The organism is Hanamia caeni (assembly GCF_003721595.1).
GTDB classification, from domain to species: domain Bacteria; phylum Bacteroidota; class Bacteroidia; order Chitinophagales; family Chitinophagaceae; genus Ginsengibacter; species Ginsengibacter caeni.
In genome coordinates this window covers 15,483-33,828 of record NZ_RJJR01000021.1, presented here as the reverse complement: position 1 = coordinate 33,828, position 18,346 = coordinate 15,483, and the positions used below count along the sequence as shown (strand labels likewise).

At 39.9% G+C, this 18,346-nt stretch carries 14 protein-coding genes; 7 read left to right on the top strand and 7 right to left on the bottom strand.

Annotated elements, in window-relative coordinates:
- The first annotated feature begins 9 nt into the window (after nucleotides 1-9).
- Nucleotides 10-174, top strand: coding sequence for a hypothetical protein (locus EFY79_RS21505; RefSeq protein ID WP_158605257.1), 165 nt, complete (start codon nucleotides 10-12; stop codon nucleotides 172-174).
- A 121-nt stretch (nucleotides 175-295) separates the two neighbouring features.
- On the opposite strand, the gene pyk is transcribed toward EFY79_RS21505, so the two are convergent.
- The 3 genes from pyk to EFY79_RS19280 all read right to left on the bottom strand — a co-directional run bounded on the left by pyk (nucleotide 296) and on the right by EFY79_RS19280 (nucleotide 3,682).
- Nucleotides 296-1,789, bottom strand: a complete 1,494-nt coding sequence (gene pyk / locus EFY79_RS19290; protein WP_123122388.1) for a pyruvate kinase — start codon at nucleotides 1,787-1,789, stop codon at nucleotides 296-298.
- A gap of 164 nt (nucleotides 1,790-1,953) precedes the next feature.
- Complete coding sequence (gene pfkA, locus EFY79_RS19285) at nucleotides 1,954-2,934, bottom strand: 6-phosphofructokinase (protein ID WP_123122387.1); 981 nt, start codon at nucleotides 2,932-2,934, stop codon at nucleotides 1,954-1,956.
- A 208-nt stretch (nucleotides 2,935-3,142) separates the two neighbouring features.
- On the bottom strand, nucleotides 3,143-3,682 hold the full coding sequence (locus EFY79_RS19280) for a YceI family protein (protein WP_123122386.1): 540 nt from the start codon (nucleotides 3,680-3,682) through the stop codon (nucleotides 3,143-3,145).
- A gap of 240 nt (nucleotides 3,683-3,922) precedes the next feature.
- Between EFY79_RS19280 and EFY79_RS19270 the strand changes: the two genes are divergently transcribed.
- The gene (locus EFY79_RS19270) at nucleotides 3,923-5,731 is read left to right on the top strand and encodes an APC family permease (RefSeq protein WP_233578060.1); all 1,809 of its coding nucleotides are present in this window, start codon (nucleotides 3,923-3,925) and stop codon (nucleotides 5,729-5,731) included.
- Between the two features lie 9 nt (nucleotides 5,732-5,740).
- Here EFY79_RS19270 and nagB read toward each other — a convergent pair whose 3' ends face one another.
- The 4 genes from nagB to purN form a co-directional block, all read right to left on the bottom strand.
- Nucleotides 5,741-7,684: a glucosamine-6-phosphate deaminase gene (nagB, locus tag EFY79_RS19265; RefSeq protein ID WP_123122383.1), complete on the bottom strand. Its 1,944-nt coding sequence runs from the start codon at nucleotides 7,682-7,684 to the stop codon at nucleotides 5,741-5,743.
- A 216-nt stretch (nucleotides 7,685-7,900) separates the two neighbouring features.
- Nucleotides 7,901-9,010: an acyltransferase family protein gene (locus EFY79_RS19260; RefSeq protein ID WP_123122382.1), complete on the bottom strand. Its 1,110-nt coding sequence runs from the start codon at nucleotides 9,008-9,010 to the stop codon at nucleotides 7,901-7,903.
- Between the two features lie 402 nt (nucleotides 9,011-9,412).
- Nucleotides 9,413-9,577, bottom strand: a complete 165-nt coding sequence (locus tag EFY79_RS19255) for a DUF1328 family protein (RefSeq protein ID WP_123122381.1) — start codon at nucleotides 9,575-9,577, stop codon at nucleotides 9,413-9,415.
- 184 nt (nucleotides 9,578-9,761) lie between these two features.
- Nucleotides 9,762-10,343 carry a phosphoribosylglycinamide formyltransferase gene (gene purN, locus EFY79_RS19250; protein WP_123122380.1) on the bottom strand — a complete coding sequence of 194 codons (582 nt, stop codon included), beginning with the start codon at nucleotides 10,341-10,343 and terminating at the stop codon, nucleotides 9,762-9,764.
- Between the two features lie 403 nt (nucleotides 10,344-10,746).
- Here purN and EFY79_RS19245 point away from each other — a divergent pair, with 403 nt between their 5' ends.
- From EFY79_RS19245 to EFY79_RS19225, 5 genes are all read left to right on the top strand, one after another.
- Nucleotides 10,747-12,021: a c-type cytochrome gene (locus EFY79_RS19245; RefSeq protein WP_123122379.1), complete on the top strand. Its 1,275-nt coding sequence runs from the start codon at nucleotides 10,747-10,749 to the stop codon at nucleotides 12,019-12,021.
- Nucleotides 12,022-12,131: 110 nt separating this feature from the next.
- Nucleotides 12,132-15,428 carry a TAT-variant-translocated molybdopterin oxidoreductase gene (locus EFY79_RS19240; RefSeq protein WP_123122378.1) on the top strand — a complete coding sequence of 1,099 codons (3,297 nt, stop codon included), beginning with the start codon at nucleotides 12,132-12,134 and terminating at the stop codon, nucleotides 15,426-15,428.
- Nucleotides 15,429-15,484: 56 nt separating this feature from the next.
- On the top strand, nucleotides 15,485-16,939 hold the full coding sequence (gene nrfD / locus EFY79_RS19235; RefSeq protein ID WP_123122377.1) for an NrfD/PsrC family molybdoenzyme membrane anchor subunit: 1,455 nt from the start codon (nucleotides 15,485-15,487) through the stop codon (nucleotides 16,937-16,939).
- 62 nt (nucleotides 16,940-17,001) lie between these two features.
- A complete protein-coding gene (locus EFY79_RS19230; protein ID WP_233578059.1) occupies nucleotides 17,002-17,592 on the top strand; it encodes a DUF3341 domain-containing protein in 591 nt (196 codons plus the stop codon).
- A 75-nt stretch (nucleotides 17,593-17,667) separates the two neighbouring features.
- The gene (locus tag EFY79_RS19225; RefSeq protein WP_123122375.1) at nucleotides 17,668-18,306 is read left to right on the top strand and encodes a c-type cytochrome; all 639 of its coding nucleotides are present in this window, start codon (nucleotides 17,668-17,670) and stop codon (nucleotides 18,304-18,306) included.
- Nucleotides 18,307-18,346: the final 40 nt, after the last annotated feature.

Here is an 18,346-nt window from a genome sequence, read left to right as displayed (position 1 = left end):
GTAGCATGAATGAAACAGGAATTTGCATTATTTATTCTTTTACTCATCGTGCACAGGTTAGATATTGGCGGATGGAAAGTTGGGTTGAAATTAGGGTTAATTACAGGTATTTGCTTTGCGGCTACGGCGATGCATATTTCATTCAGGTATGAGAAGTGGCCTTTTGGCTTATAACTCATAAATGGTTTGTATAATGTTCTTGGAGATATTATTGCGGCTATAATATTTGCGCACTGGCGATAACTGTATTATACCGTTTTTTAGATCTGATCTCTTTGAAGTAGCCTTCTATCTTTTATTCAGAAACTTTTGTAATCTTAAGAACGTTTGTAGGGAGATGCAGCGAAACAGGCGTGCTTCCTGTGTTTACAACAATATCGCCTGCTTTTAAAAAGCCTCTTTCTTTTAAAATTTTTAACTGGTCGCTAAAAATATGATCAAGGCTTTCTTCTTCGTCATAAAAAAATGCGCGCACGCCCCAACTTAGGCTTAGCTGGTTGATAAGGCTTTTTTCTTTGCTGAAAATATATAAAAGTGATTTTGGCCGGTAGCTGCTGAGCATAAATCCTGTGTAGCCGCTTTGGGTCATTCCGATAAGCGCTTCAGCCGATACATCCTGGGCCAGCTTGCAGGCGCTGTAACAGATGGCATCGCTCAGCAGCGACGGGGAATGCGGCTGAGGAGCAAGAATATCATCACGGTTGTAGTCGTAGGCAGTTTTTTCTATCTCTGTTATTATTTTACTCATCGTTTCTATCACCAGTGTTGGATGATTGCCAGTTGCGGTTTCTCCGCTCAGCATCAAGGCATCTGCCCCTTCCAATACCGCGTTGGCCACATCTGTTATTTCGCTCCTGTTAGGCTTGATTCTTTCCATCATGCTTTCCATCATTTGAGTAGCAACAATTACGGGCTTGGCGCGGTGCATACATTTCCTGATGATTTCTTTTTGAATCAAGGGAACTTTTTCAATCGGCAGTTCTACGCCTAAGTCGCCGCGGGCAATCATTATGCCATCACTTTCTACAATGATACCGCGGATATTTGTGATGGCTTCAGGCTTTTCAATCTTGGCTATCACTTTAGCAGTGCTTTTTCTTTTCTTCAAAATATCTTTCAGCTCCGTAATGTCTTTAACCTCGCGCACAAAGGAAAGCGCTATCCAATCAACGTCCTGTCCGATTATAAATTCAAGGTCTTGTAAATCTTTTTCGGTAAGCGCAGGCAATGAAATTTTTGTATCAGGCAGATTAATTCCTTTTTTAGAAGAAAGTGTGCCTCCCATCACTACAGTAACTTCCACATTGTTATTAGGTAAAATATTCGTAACCACCACTTCCAGTTTGCCGTCATCAATCATGATAAGATTACCGGGAATTACATCTTTATACAAATCAGGATAGCTTACGTAGATGTGTTCCTTATTGCCAATGCATTTTACATTGGTGAATGTGAGCTTATCGCCGGGCACCACTTCCAGCGCATTATTTTCGATTTCACCCACTCTTAATTTGGGCCCCTGTAAATCTGCAAGGATCGCTATATTAAAAGGAAGTGTATCATTTATCTTTCTGATAATTTTTATAATTCTTTCTTTGTCTTCGTGGTTTCCGTGCGAAAAATTAAGGCGAAAAACATTCACTCCTGCTTTTACCAGCTCAACCATTGCATCATAATTATCGCAAGCGGGGCCAACGGTCGCCACTATTTTAGTACGTTTGATAGTATGATCAAATCCTGCTTTTTTGTCCATTTGATTATAAAGATATTTACTGAGATTTTTTGACATTGAATTCTGATTTTAGGGCCGGGTTTGTGTGATTAAGTCTTGATTTATGCAACTTGAAACGATTGTTATAATGGAATAAGAATCTTTAGAAGAAGCCTGCCTGCCGGTAGGCAGGTTCGTTTAACTATACTTTCTTATTTGAGTAACAACAATGTTTTATATTTTTAGCTGGATAGAATTTTCACAATTTTCATCCAGTCTTCACTTATTTTTTGTTTTTGTTTGATTGCCTGATCCAGCGGAATATAATGCATTTTATTATTTAAAATGCCAACAAATACATTAAACTTTCCGGCAATGAGGCACTCCACCGCTGCATAGCCCATGCGGCTGGCGATAAGCCTGTCGAAACAGGTAGGTGATCCTCCGCGCTGAATGTGGCCAAGGATGGTAACTCTTACTTCCTGGTCAGGAATTCTTTCGGTGATCACTTTTGCAAGCTCGACAGCTCCGAAAGATTCGCCTTCGGCTACTACAATAATATTTACCAGCTTTTTTCTGCCATGCTTCTCCTCGAGCGCCTTTACAACACTCTCAACATCCGTTTTCCGCTCAGGAATTAAAATATTTTCAGCACCGGTAGCCACGCCACTATGAAGGGCTATATATCCTGAATCGCGACCCATCACTTCTATTATAAAAAGCCTGTCATGCGCATCGGCCGTGTCTCTTACCTTATCTATCGCATCAACTGCAGTATTAACCGCCGTGTCAAAGCCAATCGTAAAATCGGTGCCGGCGATGTCTTTATCTATTGTGCCCGGAAGCCCGATGCAGGGAATATCAAATTCATGACTAAAAATTTGCGCTCCCCTGAATGACCCATCTCCCCCGATTACTACCAGCCCGTCGATGCCGAACTCTTTTAAATTTTCATAAGCTTTCTTTCTTCCTTCAATCGTATAAAATTCTTTGCATCGTGCCGTTTTTAAAATGGTGCCGCCTCTTTGGATAATGTTGGCCACCGTCTTGCTTTCCATCTTAAAAATATCGTTGTCAATCATTCCCATATATCCCCGCATGATGCCATATACTTCCAGATTGTGGTAAATACCCGTGCGGACTACGGCTCTGATAGCGGCGTTCATTCCAGGTGCGTCGCCTCCGGAGGTTAACACACCTATTTTTGTTACTTTGCTTTCCAAGTTTAAAAAATTACCTTATGAATTGTTTCTTTTTTTAAGAATGCGCCAAAAATACACATTTACCATTATTAAATTGAAAGACATTTTTTTAATCAGGAATTAAGAGAAATAATTTTTATTTAAAATGAAAAAGCCTTAGCAGGAAATTTTTATCCTGCTAAAGCTTCGTAATTAGGGTGTTATCATTCCCGGCCTTTTGCAAGCCGCCTTATGCCGCAGATTTTTTTAGCTCAACGTCACAAGCTATTGTTACCATATCGCCTACCAACACTCCGCCACTTTCCAGTGCGGCGTTCCAGTTTAAATCCCAATCTTTCCTGTTGATTTTACCTGTGATGCTTACTCCGGCAACTTCATTGCCCCATGGGTCTTTTTGAATTCCGCTATATTCCACATCGAGCTTAATTTTCTTTGTAATTCCTTTGATGGTAAGGTTGCCCCAAAGTTCATATTCGTCATCTCCTTTTTTTTCAATCGTATCAGAACGAAAAGTAATTTCTTTATGATGTTCCACATCAAAGAAGTCGGCGCTTCTCAAATGTGCGTCTCTTTTTTCGTCATTGGTTTTTAATGAATTCGGATTCATCCAAAAATCAATTTCTGCGCTGGAAAAGTCGTCATCTGTAGTTACAATGTCCGCGTTGTATTCGGTAAATTGTCCTTTTACATTTATTATCATCAGATGTTTTACTTTAAAGGAAATTTCACTGTGTGCGGGGTCAATTTCCCACTTCGTTGTTGTTGCCATGATTATATGTTTTAGGTTTTTTTAAATTTAATTTTCAATGCTGAATCCTTTCGTTGTTGTTTTATAATGCAAAGTTAGAGGCATGCAAGCCCCTTGCCAATATTCTAAATCAAGAAATACTATTAACATAGATCAAGGCTTTCACTTGTTGTTTCATAGTAAATGGATAAATAAGCTGATTTTTTTAGCGATTGTGAATGGCCAGGCTGAAAAATTTTTCATTATAAATAATTTTTCAATTTGTATTATTATCTTACCGGCCATGAAACTATTCATGGATACTCTTTAATTTTTATAGATTTACCAGTTATGCCTCATCCTCTTTTTCGTAAAAAAAGTATTACATCCATTTTGGCTGATGCGCAATCAGGGCTTTCAGATGCTACGCATTCAGCTTCAGGGTTAAAAAAAGTGTTGAGGGTGAAGGATCTTACAGCAATGGGGATCGCTGCTGTGGTGGGCGCCGGCATATTTTCTACCATCGGAAACGCTTCCTTTCATGGAGGGCCCGGCGTTTCTATTTTATTTATATTGACAGCAGTTTGTTGCGGCTTTTCAGCATTGTGCTATGCTGAATTTGCATCTCGTATCCCAGTTAGTGGCAGCGCCTACACATACGCCTATGCCTCATTTGGCGAATTGATTGCCTGGATAATTGGTTGGGATTTATTGATGGAATATGCCATTGGAAATATTGCCGTGGCCATTTCGTGGAGTGAATATTTTGTAAACCTGCTGGAAGGCCTGCATATTCATATCCCACATTTTTTAACCACAGATTATTTAAGCGCCTCAAGGGGTTTTAAAGAAGCGACTGCGTTGCTGGCCAATGGTGGAGCCCTGGAATCTCTTCCTTCAAATATCAGGGATGGATACTTAGCCTGGACCAATGCGCCTCATTTGGGAAGCTTAAAGCTGATAGCTGATGTACCTGCATTGGGCATCGTTTTTTTTATTACATGGCTTGTCTTTAGAGGGATAAGAGAAACACGCAGAGCCACCAATTTAATGGTTGGATTTAAAATTATCATTTTGCTGGCAGTGATTGCGATTGGATGTTTTTATGTGGCGCCTGCTAACTGGAGCCCTTTTTTGCCAAACGGATTTGGAGGAATGATGAAGGGAGTGTCTGCCGTTTTCTTTGCCTACATAGGTTTTGATGCGATTTCAACTACGGCAGAAGAGTGTGAAAATCCGCAAAGGGATTTACCAAGAGGAATGATTTATTCTTTGATTATTTGCACGGTGCTTTATATTGCCATTGCTTTGGTATTAACGGGGATGGTTTCATATAAAGAATTGCAGGTAGGCGATCCACTGGCTTTTGTTTTTAAAAGAATCGGGCTTAACCAGATTAGTTATATCATTTCTTTCAGCGCCGTAATTGCTACAGCAAGCGTTTTGCTTGTCTTCCAGATGGGGCAACCGAGAATATGGATGAGTATGAGCCGCGATGGATTGTTACCAAAGGCTTTCAGCCGCATTCATCCAAAATATAAAACGCCTTCGTTTGCCACGATAGTCACGGGCCTTTTTGTAGCGATTCCGGCACTGTTTTTAAATCTTACGGAAGTGACCGATTTGACCAGCATCGGAACTCTTTTTGCTTTTGTGCTTGTGTGTGGCGGCGTACTTTTATTGCCAAAAAGAGAAGAAGGCGAAGCCCCGCCAAAATTTAAAATACCTTATATAAATTCACAATTTATTGTTCCTGTGTTGTTTGTGCTTGGCGTCATTTTTTTCTGGAAAAATTTTGTTGGCCTGTTTGATTTTAGCCAAGAATGGGAAGTTTTTAAAGATAAGCTGCCTTTCTTTTTATTTGTTATTCTTTCTGCCGCAATAGCGATTGCCTCATTTGTAAAAAAACTTTCGCTTATCCCTGTTCTTGGCCTTGCCAGTTGTTTTTATTTAATGACTGAATTAGGCTTTACCAACTGGCTACGGTTTTTAATCTGGCTTGTAATCGGTCTGGCTGTTTATTTTCTATATAGCAGAAATCACAGTAAGCTTAACAAGAATAAAAGAATAAAACAGGAATCTCTCTTTTAAGTTGGTTCACTATAGATCATTTTCTTCTAAAGCCGACTTCAACCTGACAAACGCTTCTATAGCTGCATATTTGGTGAGGCCCAGTTGGGCAAATAGGTTTGCGGTGTTGGCATTTCTTTCTTCTGCTCTCTGCCAGAATTCGCGCTCGTCACTTCCCTGGAACGGCACTGAATCCTTTTGCGATTGGTGAATAAATATTCCATAGCGCTTTTTTCTTACCTGCTCGGGGCTCATGGGAACTGCCATTTCAATTTCGCTGATATCCCATTCTTCCCAGGCGCCTTTATATAGCCAGACGTAGCAATCATTTAGCCATTCATTGTCAGGCTCACTCTTGATTCTGTTAAGAGCGGCTAAAATAATATCGAGGCAAACTTTATGGGTACCGTGGGGGTCGGCAAGGTCGCCTGCTGCAAATATTTGCTGAGGCTTTATTTTTCGCATAAGCTCCACCGTTATATCTACATCTTCTTTGCCCATTGGCTTTTTTTCAATGGTGCCGGTTTCATAAAAAGGCAGGTTCATAAAGTGAATCTGGTCATCAGTAAGGCCCACATATTTACAGGTGGCGCGCGCTTCGCAGCGGCGTATCAAACCTTTTATTTCCCTTATTTCCGGGCTATCCTGTTCCGTAGATTTTTTATCTTTTAAGAATTTGGAAGAAGTTTCAAAAACTTTTTTGCTAATCGTATCGTCAATATGAAAGATTTTTTCGAAGCCTACGGCAAAATCAAGAAACCGCGTTACAAATTCATCAGTAACTGCAATGTTACCGCTTGTCTGGTAAGCCACATTCACGTCATGGCCCTGGTCGTGCAGCCGCATAAACGTTCCGCCCATACTAATAATGTCATCATCAGGATGGGGCGAAAAAATGATTACTTTTTTGGGATATGGCTCGCTTCGTTCAGGATGTTTTGGAATTACGGCGTTAGGTTTTCCACCCGGCCAGCCGGTTATTGAATCGCGAAGCATATAATACACTTCCAGATTAATATCGTAAGCGTTTCCTTTTTCCACCAGCAAATCGCTTAGGCCGGATTCGTTATAATCATGATCGGTAAGACTTAATACAGGTTTATTCAATTGCAAAGCCATATTCACCACGGCTTTCCTTGTAATTTTTGGTGTCCATTCGCATTCGCCCGTCAGCCATGGGGATTTGAATCTCGTTAAATCCGAAGCTGCAAATTCATCCAATACAAAAGAACAATCATCATGATGCTGCAAGAGAGACGCGGGAATTTCTTCCGTCGGATTTCCTTCCACCGCTTTTTGTATAACCGGCGCTTTGGTTTTGCCCCAGGCCATCAAAATGATTTTTTTTGATTTCATAATGGTACTTATACCCATTGTGATTGCCATGCGCGGCACTTCTGAAATATTGCCAAATTCCTGCGAATTGGCCATTCTGGTGGAATTGTCCAAAGAAATCAATCGCGTTTTGGAATACATCGGCGAGCCAGGCTCATTAAAGCCGATATGCCCGTTAATGCCAATGCCTAATATCTGTAAATCAATCCCACCGGCTTCTTCAATCTTTCTTTCATAATCTGCGCAATGTTCCTTGATTTTATCTTTTGGTATCATGCCATTAGGGAGAAAATAGTTTTTAGGATCAATATCGGTTTGTTCAAACAAATATTTACGCATAAAATAATGGTAGCTATTTAGCGCATCGGCTTCCATAGGGTAATATTGATCCAGGTTGAAAGTGATTACATCTTTAAAGCTCAGTCCTTCTTCGTTGTGCATCCGCACCAGTTCAGCGTATAATGATTTGGGAGTGGAACCGGTGGCCAGGCCTATTACCGCTTTTTTCCCCTGCGAATTTTTTTCTTTAATCAAAACTGAGATTTGCTCTGCCACATAGCGGGAGCCTTCCTTTGGAGTCTTAAAAATCTCAACGGGAATTTTTTCAAGTGAATCGGTGAAAGAAATGTTGTTAGGCATAATCGTAAAAATTTTAAACTTTATAAATAAATAAACCGATTGAAATTTAAATCGTAAATATAAATTGCTTTACTGTTGCAACCATAATCTTTTGGGGATATAGTTTGAAATCTCCAAACCAGGCCTTTGAATTTTTTCGTCAAGTGCAGGAATAGCGGGCGTCACAGCTTCTTCGAAGATGTTATAAGATTTGTTTCAAATGTAAGAAGTTGATTGCTATACTCTCAGGAATATTTTCTTTCTATACATAAAGTAAAGAAACAGCCATTTCAACATGACCAGGCAAATGGCCAACACGACTGCGTTATAAGGATCGCCGGTAAGCTGGCCAAGCCAGCCAAAAAATGCATTTGTGCTGTAATTCCAGTTGAGAAACCTGCCCGACATATAGATAAGAATAGAATTCATGCCAATCACTTTAAAGAAAAAAGCCCATCTTTTGTAGCCGAGAATATCAATGATATAATAAAACAGCGAAAGCAACAAAAGACTGATCCCGCCTACATTCAGAACAAAAGAGCTTGTCCATAAATTTTTATTGATGGGAAAATCGTAGTTCCAAATGACAGCAATTATGATACAAATGACTCCGCCCGCAGCCAACAGGCCGGCTTTTTTCTTTTGGGAATAAGGACCGTTCTTTAATAACTGTCCGGCTAAGATTCCGAGCAAGCCGGTAGCAATGGCCGGTATGGTTGACATAATTCCTTCCGGATCATGAATTTTTTCATAAAGCCTTCCGGGTAAAAAAAGACGATCAACGTATGACGCAAAATTTCCTTCCATCGTAAGGTCGCCATGCGGAAATCCAGGCGCGGAAGTGAATTTAAACATGAGCCAGTAACCGATTAAAATACCAACGAACCAGATAATTTGCGAGCGATAGTTTGAATAGATATAGATAATGTTCGCAAACATATACGCTAATCCGATTCTTCCAAGAACACTGGCGAACCGTATTTCTGAAAGAGGTTTAATGGCAAGACCGTTGTTGTAAATGATTCCGAGGAGCACCAGTATCGATCCTCTTTTCACCACCCGCCATAAAACCTGCTGTTTGGTTTTACCTTTTTCCATCGCCCGCCCTACCGAGTAAGGAGTAGCCACGCCTGCTATAAAAAGAAAAAGAGGAAAAATTAGATCATAAAAATGAAATCCATTCCATTGCGGATGGGTAAATTGTTCAGCTAAAGTTTGCCAAAATGGGGAGCCTGTCGCCTTGCTCATGTTTTCCATAATTGCATCAGCTCCCATAATCCAGAACATATCAAAGCCACGTAAGGCATCGAGGGAATATAGCCTTTGTGGCATAAGTGTTTCTTCCATTTTAGTTTTCGGTTTAAAATAAGCCAGTTAACATCTACCTTAAAATTGGGGTAATCAATAGCAATACGAAGGAATAAAGATAATGGAATAGAAACCTGTCTGGCAAATTTTTTTCAGTTCTAAAAATAAAATCGCTGAAATTAATAGCTTGACTGTATTCTATTTTTTGATGTTTTGGTAAAATATTCCGGTCTGTAATCTGTTTAAATATAATATTTGTTCCGCAGATTTTTTTAACTGCAAAGCATGAAGAATGAGCGAGCTAAATATCTACTGAGTAAACAATTCTACATTTTGTTTCAAACGTTAATTAAGGGGTGCGCATAAAATTAAAAAGATCCTGAAATTTTTACCTTCAGGATCTACATTGAATTTGGACTTTAATCGGCGGTTCCGTAAATATTATTTGAACACTCTTCCACCAAAAATCAGTGTCAGAATAAACAAGACGAGAAAAATCCAAAAGAAAACTTTTGCAATTGCGGCAGCGCCGGCAGCTACTCCGCCAAAACCTAAAATGGCTGCTATAATAGCAATTACAACAAAAATAATGGCCCATCTAAGCATAATAATAAAGTTTTATTTCAAATTTATTTTATAAAAGGCGTGCCAGAATTTTGTGACTGAATCTTTTGGTAAATAAATTGGCTGAAGCGAAAAAAACTTTTTAATCTGAATTTGACGATTACGGGAATAATTTTTATCAGGAATAGTAAATGAAGAAATAGCTCAAATTTTAATTCTGATGAATTTATTCCGGGTAAATATCATGAAGGATTTGTTCAATGGCCTTAGGGAAATAGGTATGCTCCAGTTTATGGATTTTTTTGCCAAGTGTTTCTGCTGTTTCATTTTCGTCTAAAGAGCACCGGGCCTGTAAAATGATTTGTCCATGGTCATATTTTTCATCTACAAAATGAATGGTTATACCGCTTTCTTTTTCCTTTGCATTTATCACCGCGTTATGCACATTGGCTCCGTACATTCCCTTTCCCCCATAAGCAGGCAGCAATGCCGGATGCAGATTGACTATTTTCCCGGTAAATTTCTGAACCATGCGTTCCGGTATTTTCCATAAAAAACCTGCCAGCACAATTAAAGCCGGGTGATAAGTATCCATTTCATCGGGGAAGTCATCACTTAGAAATTTCTCTTTATTAATCAACATTACCGGAATTTGTTCGTTTGCTGCAATTTCTAAAACACCCGCCTTAGGATTATTGCAAACAATCAGCGCCACCTTGATGTCTTTTTTGTTTCTAAAATAATTTATTATCTGCTGTGCATTGCTTCCGGCGCCGGATGCAAAAACGATTAGATTTTTTTCAATCATTTTTTATGAAGGGTTATTAAAAATAATCAAACGATTCAGTTTGAATTAAAAACAGCGGGCCAGAATACAGATTAATTACGCCTGTTTCATATTGCTGTTTCGATTCAAAATTTTCAGTCCGCTTACAATTGTAAGAATTTTGCGTGGCGAAATTATTGAATTAAAAAGGTCTTTGATTATTATAAATAATCTTGTTTTTCTTTTCTCGTAAACCGGCTCTGTGCCTGTGGTTTGCTTCAGCTTATTGTTATGAAAACATACACGTTATATACATTTTTTTATTGGAAAAAAATTACTAATTAAGAAAAAAAAAATTTAAAAATGTTAAGATTATCTCAACATGCTTCGTTACTTTTGCCGCAACAATGTTATTATTCCATAATTAAGATAGGTAAAAAAGAGTATGAAAGAAGTTAAAAGGCTTTTTACTAAAACATTCGCAGTATTCATTTTTCTAACTTTAATTTCCTCCCCGGATTTCTTGTACGCTCAATCTTCAAATGGAGAGGCTTTATTTAAAGCTAACTGCGCAAGCTGCCACAAACCAGATAAACAATATGTAGGACCCGCGTTGAAAGGCGCCCGCGAGAGAGAACCTTCTAAAGGATGGCACTACGAATGGATTAGAAATGCTTCTTCAATGGCAATGACAGACCCTTACGCTAAAAAGCTTAAGGATCAGATGGGCGGCGTGGTAATGACTTCATTTCCGGACTTATCCAATGCTGATATTGACGCTATCCTCGATTATGCGGATAACTTTAAAGAACCCGGAAGCGAACCATCAACAGGCGCACCGGGAGCCGTCAGCAGTGTAAAAACCACAGGTTCCTCCAGCAATACCGTATTATATGGATTGCTTACTTTAATATTAGCAGTAGTTGGATTGGTTCTATTACAGGTAAACAGTAATCTTAAAAAGCTTACCGATGAAAAGGATGGATTAAAATCTCCTCCTAATGTTCCTTTCTATAGAAATAAAACTTACTTGTTATTACTGACTATCGTTTTGTTTTTAGTAGCTGGTTACTTTTTGGTAGATGGCGCTATGGGCTTAGGAAGACAACAAGGTTATCAACCCGATCAACCGGTTTATTTTGTTCACCAGGTGCATGCGGGTGTTAACCAGATAAGTTGTTTGTATTGCCACGGCGGTGCACAGGATAGCAAGCATGCAACCATCCCGGCAGTAAACGTTTGTATGAATTGCCACATGTCTGTAAAAGAATATACAGGTGCACCAATCATTCGTGATGATGGAACCACTGTGGATGCCAATGGTGAAATCCAAAAATTATACAAATACGCAGGATGGAATCCTGATACAAAAAAATACGACAAGCCCGGAAAACCTATAGAATGGGTTCAGATTCATAATCTTCCGGACTTTGTTTATTTCAACCACTCACAACACGTAAAAGTAGGGCAAATCGCTTGTCAGACCTGTCATGGAGAAATTCAAAACATGGTACAGGTAAAACAATTTACTGATTTAAGTATGGGCTGGTGTGTAAACTGTCATAGAACTACCAATGTTCAGTTTGACGACAACAAAGGCAATGGCAACAAATTTTACAGCATTTATCAAAAATTTCACCAGGACATTAAAGACAAAAAATATGACAGCGTGACTGTGCAGATGATTGGTGGTACTGAATGCGGAAAATGCCATTATTAAAATATTCCTTGTCACGTAAAAAGGCTTGACTAAAATAAATACAAACAATATTGTTCATTTCTTAGATCTTTTGATTTAAGCTAATAATCCGCCAGGCGGATGGAATAAATATGAGTGAAAAAAAGTACTGGCAAAATTTTGGAGAGCTAAACCAAACCGAGGCCAATAAAAAAGCATTAAAAGATGAATTCTCTAAGGAACTTCCTTTTGAGGAATTAGCAGATGAGAATCTATTGAATGCTAAAACTCCCAGAAGAGATTTTCTGAAATACATGGGCTTTAGCACTGCAGCAGCAGCCATTGCAGCAAGTTGTGAGATGCCGGTTCGCAAAAGTATTCCATTTCTTCATAAGCCTGATGATGTAATCGCAGGTATCCCAAATTATTATGCGTCTACTTATTTAAGTGATGGTGATTCTGTTCCGGTAGTAGTAAAGCAAACAGAAGGCCGGCCAATAAAAATAGAAGGAAATGCACTTTCTACCTTAACAGAAGGTGGTACCTCCGGACAGGTTCAGGCTTCTGTTCTTGATTTATATGACACTACAAGGCTCCGCTATCCGATGATAAATAAGAAGGAAGCTACTTTTGAAGCGATAGACAAAATGATAGCCAGTGGCTTAGCTTCCAATACAGCAAAGCCTGTTGTGGTATTGACGACTTCCTATACTTCGGTTACGGGCAAACAGATTATAAATGATTTCCTGGCAAAATGCCCTGCTGGAAGCCGCCATGTGCAATACGACGCCGTATCATGTAGCGGAATGATTGAAGCCAACCAGGCATCTTACGGAAAAAAATATTTGCCTGCATACCATTTTGATAAGGCAAAGGTAATTGTAAGCCTCGATGCTGATTTTCTTGGAAACTGGATTAGCCCGGTAGTATTTTCTAACCAATATGCAGTCGGGAGGCGGATAGACGAATCAAAGCCGTCCATGAGCAGGCATATCCAGTTTGAAGGTTATTATAGTATGACCGGCGCAAATGCTGATGAAAGATATTTACATAAGCCTTCTGAAACCGGCGCTATTGCATTGGCTCTTTTGGGCGCCGTAGGAGGAGGAACTACCGCATCTTTGCAGGGAGAATTAGCTACTGCAGTTAAAAAAACTGCGGCAGAATTAATGGCCAACAAAGGAGCGTCTTTAGTAGTATGTGGAAGCAATGATAAAAATATTCAGATTATTGTGAATGCCATTAACCAGGCAATTGGTGCTAATGGGTCTACAATTGACTGGAATACAAAAACAAACTACCGCCAAGGTATTGACGCCGATATGGTGGCTCTTACACAGGATTTGAGTGCAGGAAATGTAGGAGCTTTAATTGTGTACGGTGCTAACCCGGTTTATAGTTATTTCGATGCAAAGAAATTTGCTGATGGAGTAAAAAAATGTCCGTTTACTCTTTCCTGCAGCGAAAAAATGGATGAAACTACAGAACTATGTAAATATGTAGTTCCTTCTCATCATTGGTTAGAAAGCTGGGGAGATTCTGAACAGCAAACCGGGTTTATCAGTTCTATTCAACCCTTGATTCATCCGTTGTTTAAAACCAGGCAATTTGAAGCTACTCTTCTTAAGCTGAATGGAAACGGCGATAATTATGAGGGCTATTTCAGGGCATACTGGATGCAAAAACTTGGTGGGCTTGATAAATATGAGACTTTCATTCAGGATGGAATTATGGAAAATTCTAAACTGAAAACTGAGCCGATAATTGTTAATCCATCCAATCTTACCTCAGGCATTGCGACTGCATTAGCTGCGGTTGGCGCCGCTGATTCAATAGGGAATGTTGCCCCTGCTGCCTTGCAACAACAGGCCAAAAGCGATTCTTCAACTTCGATTGCCAGCGCTTCTGCACCTGCAAATAGTGCTTCATCCGGCCAGGCAAATACAACTGCGTCTTCAACACCTGCTTCAGGAAGTGTAGCCGATGCTGCTGCAAAAATCGGCGCTATTAAGGGCGGCGAAATAGAGATGGTTTTGTATCAAAAAATATCCATGGGAAATGGTAGCAGGGCCGGCAACGCCTGGTTGCAGGAAGCGAGCGATCCTATGTCGAAAGCTACTTGGGACAACTACGCGATGATATCTCCTGAGTTAGGCAAAAAGCTTTTTGATATTGATTTATTTAACCCGAGAGAATCGGACAAATATGAGGTGCATCCTGATAAGCCTGTTTTGAAATTAACTTCAAATGGAAAAACTGTGGAACTTGCTGCGATGATCACACCCGGTATGCATCCGGATGTAGTAGCCGTAGCTGTAGGATATGGCCGTGAAAGCAACGATGCATCCAAAACTGCTGAATATATCGGGCCCGCTGCAGTAGGAGCAGGCAAAAATGTATATCCGTTTGTTGTATTTAACGGAGCTAATATTCTGTATGATGCTCCCGCTCAAATTGAAAAGACAGATAAAAAATACAAAATTGCTACAACGCAAACTCATAGCCTTACAGAAGGCCGGCCAGTAGTCAGAGAAGCCACACTTAGTCACTTTATAGCTAACCCCGGGGAGCTAAATAAAGAGGAAGAAGAGGAACTAGCACAATATGGAACCAGCTTTACAAGGGATGCTACTCTGTATCCAACATTTGACCGGCCTGGAATAAAGTGGGGTATGAGTATTGATTTGAATACTTGCATTGGTTGCGGCGCCTGTACAATTGCATGCGTGGCAGAAAATAATATTTCCACCGTAGGTAAACATGATGTTGCCAGGTTCCAGGACATGCAATGGATAAGGATTGACCGGTACTACACAGGAGATCCCAAGAAACCTGATGTAGTTTTTCAACCTATGCTTTGCCAGCAATGCGATAACGCGCCTTGCGAAAACGTTTGCCCGGTTTCTGCCACCAACCATAGCAGCGAAGGATTAAATCAAATGATTTATAACCGTTGCATTGGTACGAAATACTGCGCTAACAACTGCCCTTATAAAGTCCGGCGGTTTAACTGGGCAGACTGGAACGGGTCGGATAGTTTTCCTGATAACCAGGTAGGTATTATTTCGGATGCTACCATGAACCTCCAGGATGATTTGACACGGATGGTTTTGAATCCGGATGTTACTGTCCGTTCACGCGGAGTTATGGAAAAATGCACCTTCTGTATCCAGCGCTTACAGTTAGCGAAATTGAATGCGAAAAAAGAAGACAGGGTATTAAAAGACCAGGAAGCGAAAACTGCTTGTATGCAGGCTTGTCCTACTCATGCTATTGAATTTGGTAATGTTAATGATCCGGAAAGCAAGATTTCCAAGCTTAGGTTTGAGCAGCAAAAAAACAGGAAGTTTTATGTATTGGAACAATTACATACACTGCCTAATATCAATTACCTCACACAGGTAAGAAATACTACGAGAGAAGTAGGAAGCACAAAAGAAAAAGTATAAACCGATATTTAATAAGCCTGTAGCTAGAAACTACGGGGAAAAGCTAATAAAATAGTATGTCATTATTAAAATATGAATCGCAACTACGGGAGCCATTAATCGATGGGGATAAAAATTATCACCAGGTAACTGAAGATATTATAAGCCCTGTAGAAACCACTCCCACACGCCTTTGGTGGATAGGACTTTCTATTGCTGCCGCTTTGTTGCTATTTGGAATCTATTCTGTGTACAGGGAGGTTGATTATGGTATAGGCCAATGGAATATAAACCATACCGTAGGATGGGGATGGGATATTACCAACTTTGTGTGGTGGATTGGTATTGGCCATGCCGGCACATTAATTTCTGCAATCCTTTTATTGTTTGGCCAAAAATGGAGAACTGGCGTGAACAGGGCCGCTGAAGCGATGACTATATTTGCTGTAATGTGTGCGGGGCAGTTCCCTATTTTTCACATGGGAAGAGTATGGATGGGTTTCTTTGTACTTCCTTATCCGAATTCAAGGGGCCCTGTTTGGCCTAATTTTAATTCCGCGCTTTTATGGGACGTGTTTGCGGTATCAACTTATTTTACAGTTTCATTATTATTTTGGTATACTGGCCTGCTGCCGGATTTAGCTACAGTACGCGACAGGGCAAAAACCAAATTCAGGAAAATGTTTTATGGCCTTGCTTCATTTGGCTGGACAGGCAGTACCAAACACTGGCAGCGGCAGGAAAGCCTGGCATTGGTTTTAGCCGGCTTGGCTACTCCCCTGGTATTGTCTGTTCATACAATTGTATCTTTTGACTTCGCTACCTCAGTTATTCCCGGGTGGCATACTACCATATTTCCGCCTTACTTTGTTGCAGGTGCGGTGTTTTCAGGATTTGCAATGGTGCAAAACCTGTTAATCATCACCCGTAAGCTTTTGCACCTCGAAGATTATATCACCATTGGCCACATTGAAGCAATGAACAAGGTAATAGTTCTTACCGGCTCAATAGTAGGGTGCGCCTATTTATCAGAATTATTTGTAGCATGGTATAGCCAAAACACGTACGAGTGGTGGGCGTTCCGCGAAAGCAGGGTAAATATTTTTAGCCCCTACGGTTGGGCATATTTTGGAATGATGTTTTGCAACGTGGTTTCTCCACAGCTTTTTTGGTCAAGAAAACTAAGAAGAAATGTGTTGTTTACCTTCTTTTTGGCAATCCTTGTAAATGTTGGGATGTGGTTTGAGCGTTTTGTAATTATTGTTACATCTATATACAGAGATTATCTTCCTTCATCATGGACTACCTATTATAGCCCTTCTATCTGGGAAATCGGTTTTTACCTCGGCACATTTGGGTTATTTTTTGTTTGTTATTTTCTTTTTGCAAAATTCTTCCCTGTAATAGCTGTAGCAGAAATTAAAGCGATTTTGAAATTAAGTGGCGAAAGCTATAAAGATAAAATGTCTGGCATGGAAGCAATGAGTGCTGAAAAATTCTATGAGGAAGAAGTAGAGGCTCATGCCCACTGATTGGTGGCTTAACAATGAAAAGGCATTATTAATTTTAAACGGCCCGGGCAGGGTAAGAAATTATGATTAAAAAATTTGTTGTTGGTTCTTTTGAAGATGAAAAAGTTTTATTTCCTGCGGTAAAAAACGTGAGGAGAGCAGGCTATAAAATTCATGATGTTTATACTCCGTTTCCTATTCACGGGTTGGACAAAGCTATGGGCCTGAGAGAAACGAGTTTGCATACAATGGGTTTCATTTTTGGAATCACAGGCACCTCCATCGCAATCGGCGGTATGGGATATATTTTTGCGGTTGACTGGCCCTTGGATATCGGCGGAAAGCCTCATTTTCCATTACCTGCTTTTATACCCATTGCCTTTGAGCTTACCGTGTTATTGTCTGCCGTGGGAATGGTATATACTTTCTGCTGGCTTTGCCAGATGATGCCGGGAGTAAAAAAACATCATTTCAGCTTAAGAGCTACCGATGATTTGATGACTATGGTGATTGAATGTACTCCAAATTCTAATCCGGCAGAGATTGAAAATTTTTTAAGAGAAAACGGCGCAATAGAAGTTAATACACAAGATGCTGAAGCAGGATGGTGGTTTGGGCGATATGATAAAGAACAAAAATTATACAGGACAGAAGAAGTGGCGTTCGAAGAGTAAAATAAAAATCAGTCTTATTTGTTGTTTTACTGTTGACATTTAGAAATATAAAAATTCGAAATAAGAATTTCAGATATGAAAAAAATAAGAATTCTTTCAACTTTTGTGGTCATCATTGCAACGGCTGTGTTTATGAGTAGTTGTGGAAATAAGCGTAAACCAGGATTGACCTATATGCCTGATATGGCTTACAGTCGCGCTTATGAGGCGTATGCTCCAAATAATCTTGGTAAAGAAAATATTAATTACGTTCCTTACCCGGTGGAAGGCACTATCCGGAGGGGCGATTTATTTCCTTATCCATTGCCCGACGATACAAATGGCTACCGGTTGAGCGCACAAATAAAAGATCCTTTACCTCCGCTCGATTCTAATGCGATGAAAGAAGCTGCACGCCTTTTCAATATCAATTGCGCAATTTGTCATGGTGAAAAAATGGACGCGCAGGGCCCGTTAGCCACAGGAGGAAAGGTGCCTGCAGTAGCTAATCTTACTACATCTACCTATCTGAAAATGCCTGAAGGAACGATGTTTCATTCTATAACTTATGGAAAGAATAATATGGGTAGTTATGCTTCACAATTAACAAGAAAGCAGAGATGGATGGTGATTCAGTATATTAAGAAACATCAGGCTGAATTGTCTGGCGGTACTACGGAAGCGGCACCTGCAGATTCAACAAAAGCGGCGCCGGCAGATTCAACGGCAAAATAATTATTAGAAAAAAAAATTATTTAATTCAATAAATATCTTC

Bases quoted from the DNA above. Each gene is read 5' to 3' on its own strand.
- EFY79_RS21505 (WP_158605257.1), top strand. From the start codon at position 10: ATGAAACAGGAATTTGCATTATTTATTCTTTTACTCATCGTGCACAGG.
- pyk (WP_123122388.1), bottom strand. From the start codon at position 1,789: ATGTCAAAAAATCTCAGTAAATATCTTTATAATCAAATGGACAAAAAA.
- EFY79_RS19280 (WP_123122386.1), bottom strand. From the start codon at position 3,682: ATGGCAACAACAACGAAGTGGGAAATTGACCCCGCACACAGTGAAATT.
- nagB (WP_123122383.1), bottom strand. From the start codon at position 7,684: ATGCCTAACAACATTTCTTTCACCGATTCACTTGAAAAAATTCCCGTT.
- EFY79_RS19260 (WP_123122382.1), bottom strand. From the start codon at position 9,010: ATGGAAGAAACACTTATGCCACAAAGGCTATATTCCCTCGATGCCTTA.
- EFY79_RS19255 (WP_123122381.1), bottom strand. From the start codon at position 9,577: ATGCTTAGATGGGCCATTATTTTTGTTGTAATTGCTATTATAGCAGCC.
- purN (WP_123122380.1), bottom strand. From the start codon at position 10,343: ATGATTGAAAAAAATCTAATCGTTTTTGCATCCGGCGCCGGAAGCAAT.
- EFY79_RS19245 (WP_123122379.1), top strand. From the start codon at position 10,747: ATGAAAGAAGTTAAAAGGCTTTTTACTAAAACATTCGCAGTATTCATT.
- EFY79_RS19240 (WP_123122378.1), top strand. From the start codon at position 12,132: ATGAGTGAAAAAAAGTACTGGCAAAATTTTGGAGAGCTAAACCAAACC.
- nrfD (WP_123122377.1), top strand. From the start codon at position 15,485: ATGTCATTATTAAAATATGAATCGCAACTACGGGAGCCATTAATCGAT.
- EFY79_RS19230 (WP_233578059.1), top strand. From the start codon at position 17,002: ATGATTAAAAAATTTGTTGTTGGTTCTTTTGAAGATGAAAAAGTTTTA.
- EFY79_RS19225 (WP_123122375.1), top strand. From the start codon at position 17,668: ATGAAAAAAATAAGAATTCTTTCAACTTTTGTGGTCATCATTGCAACG.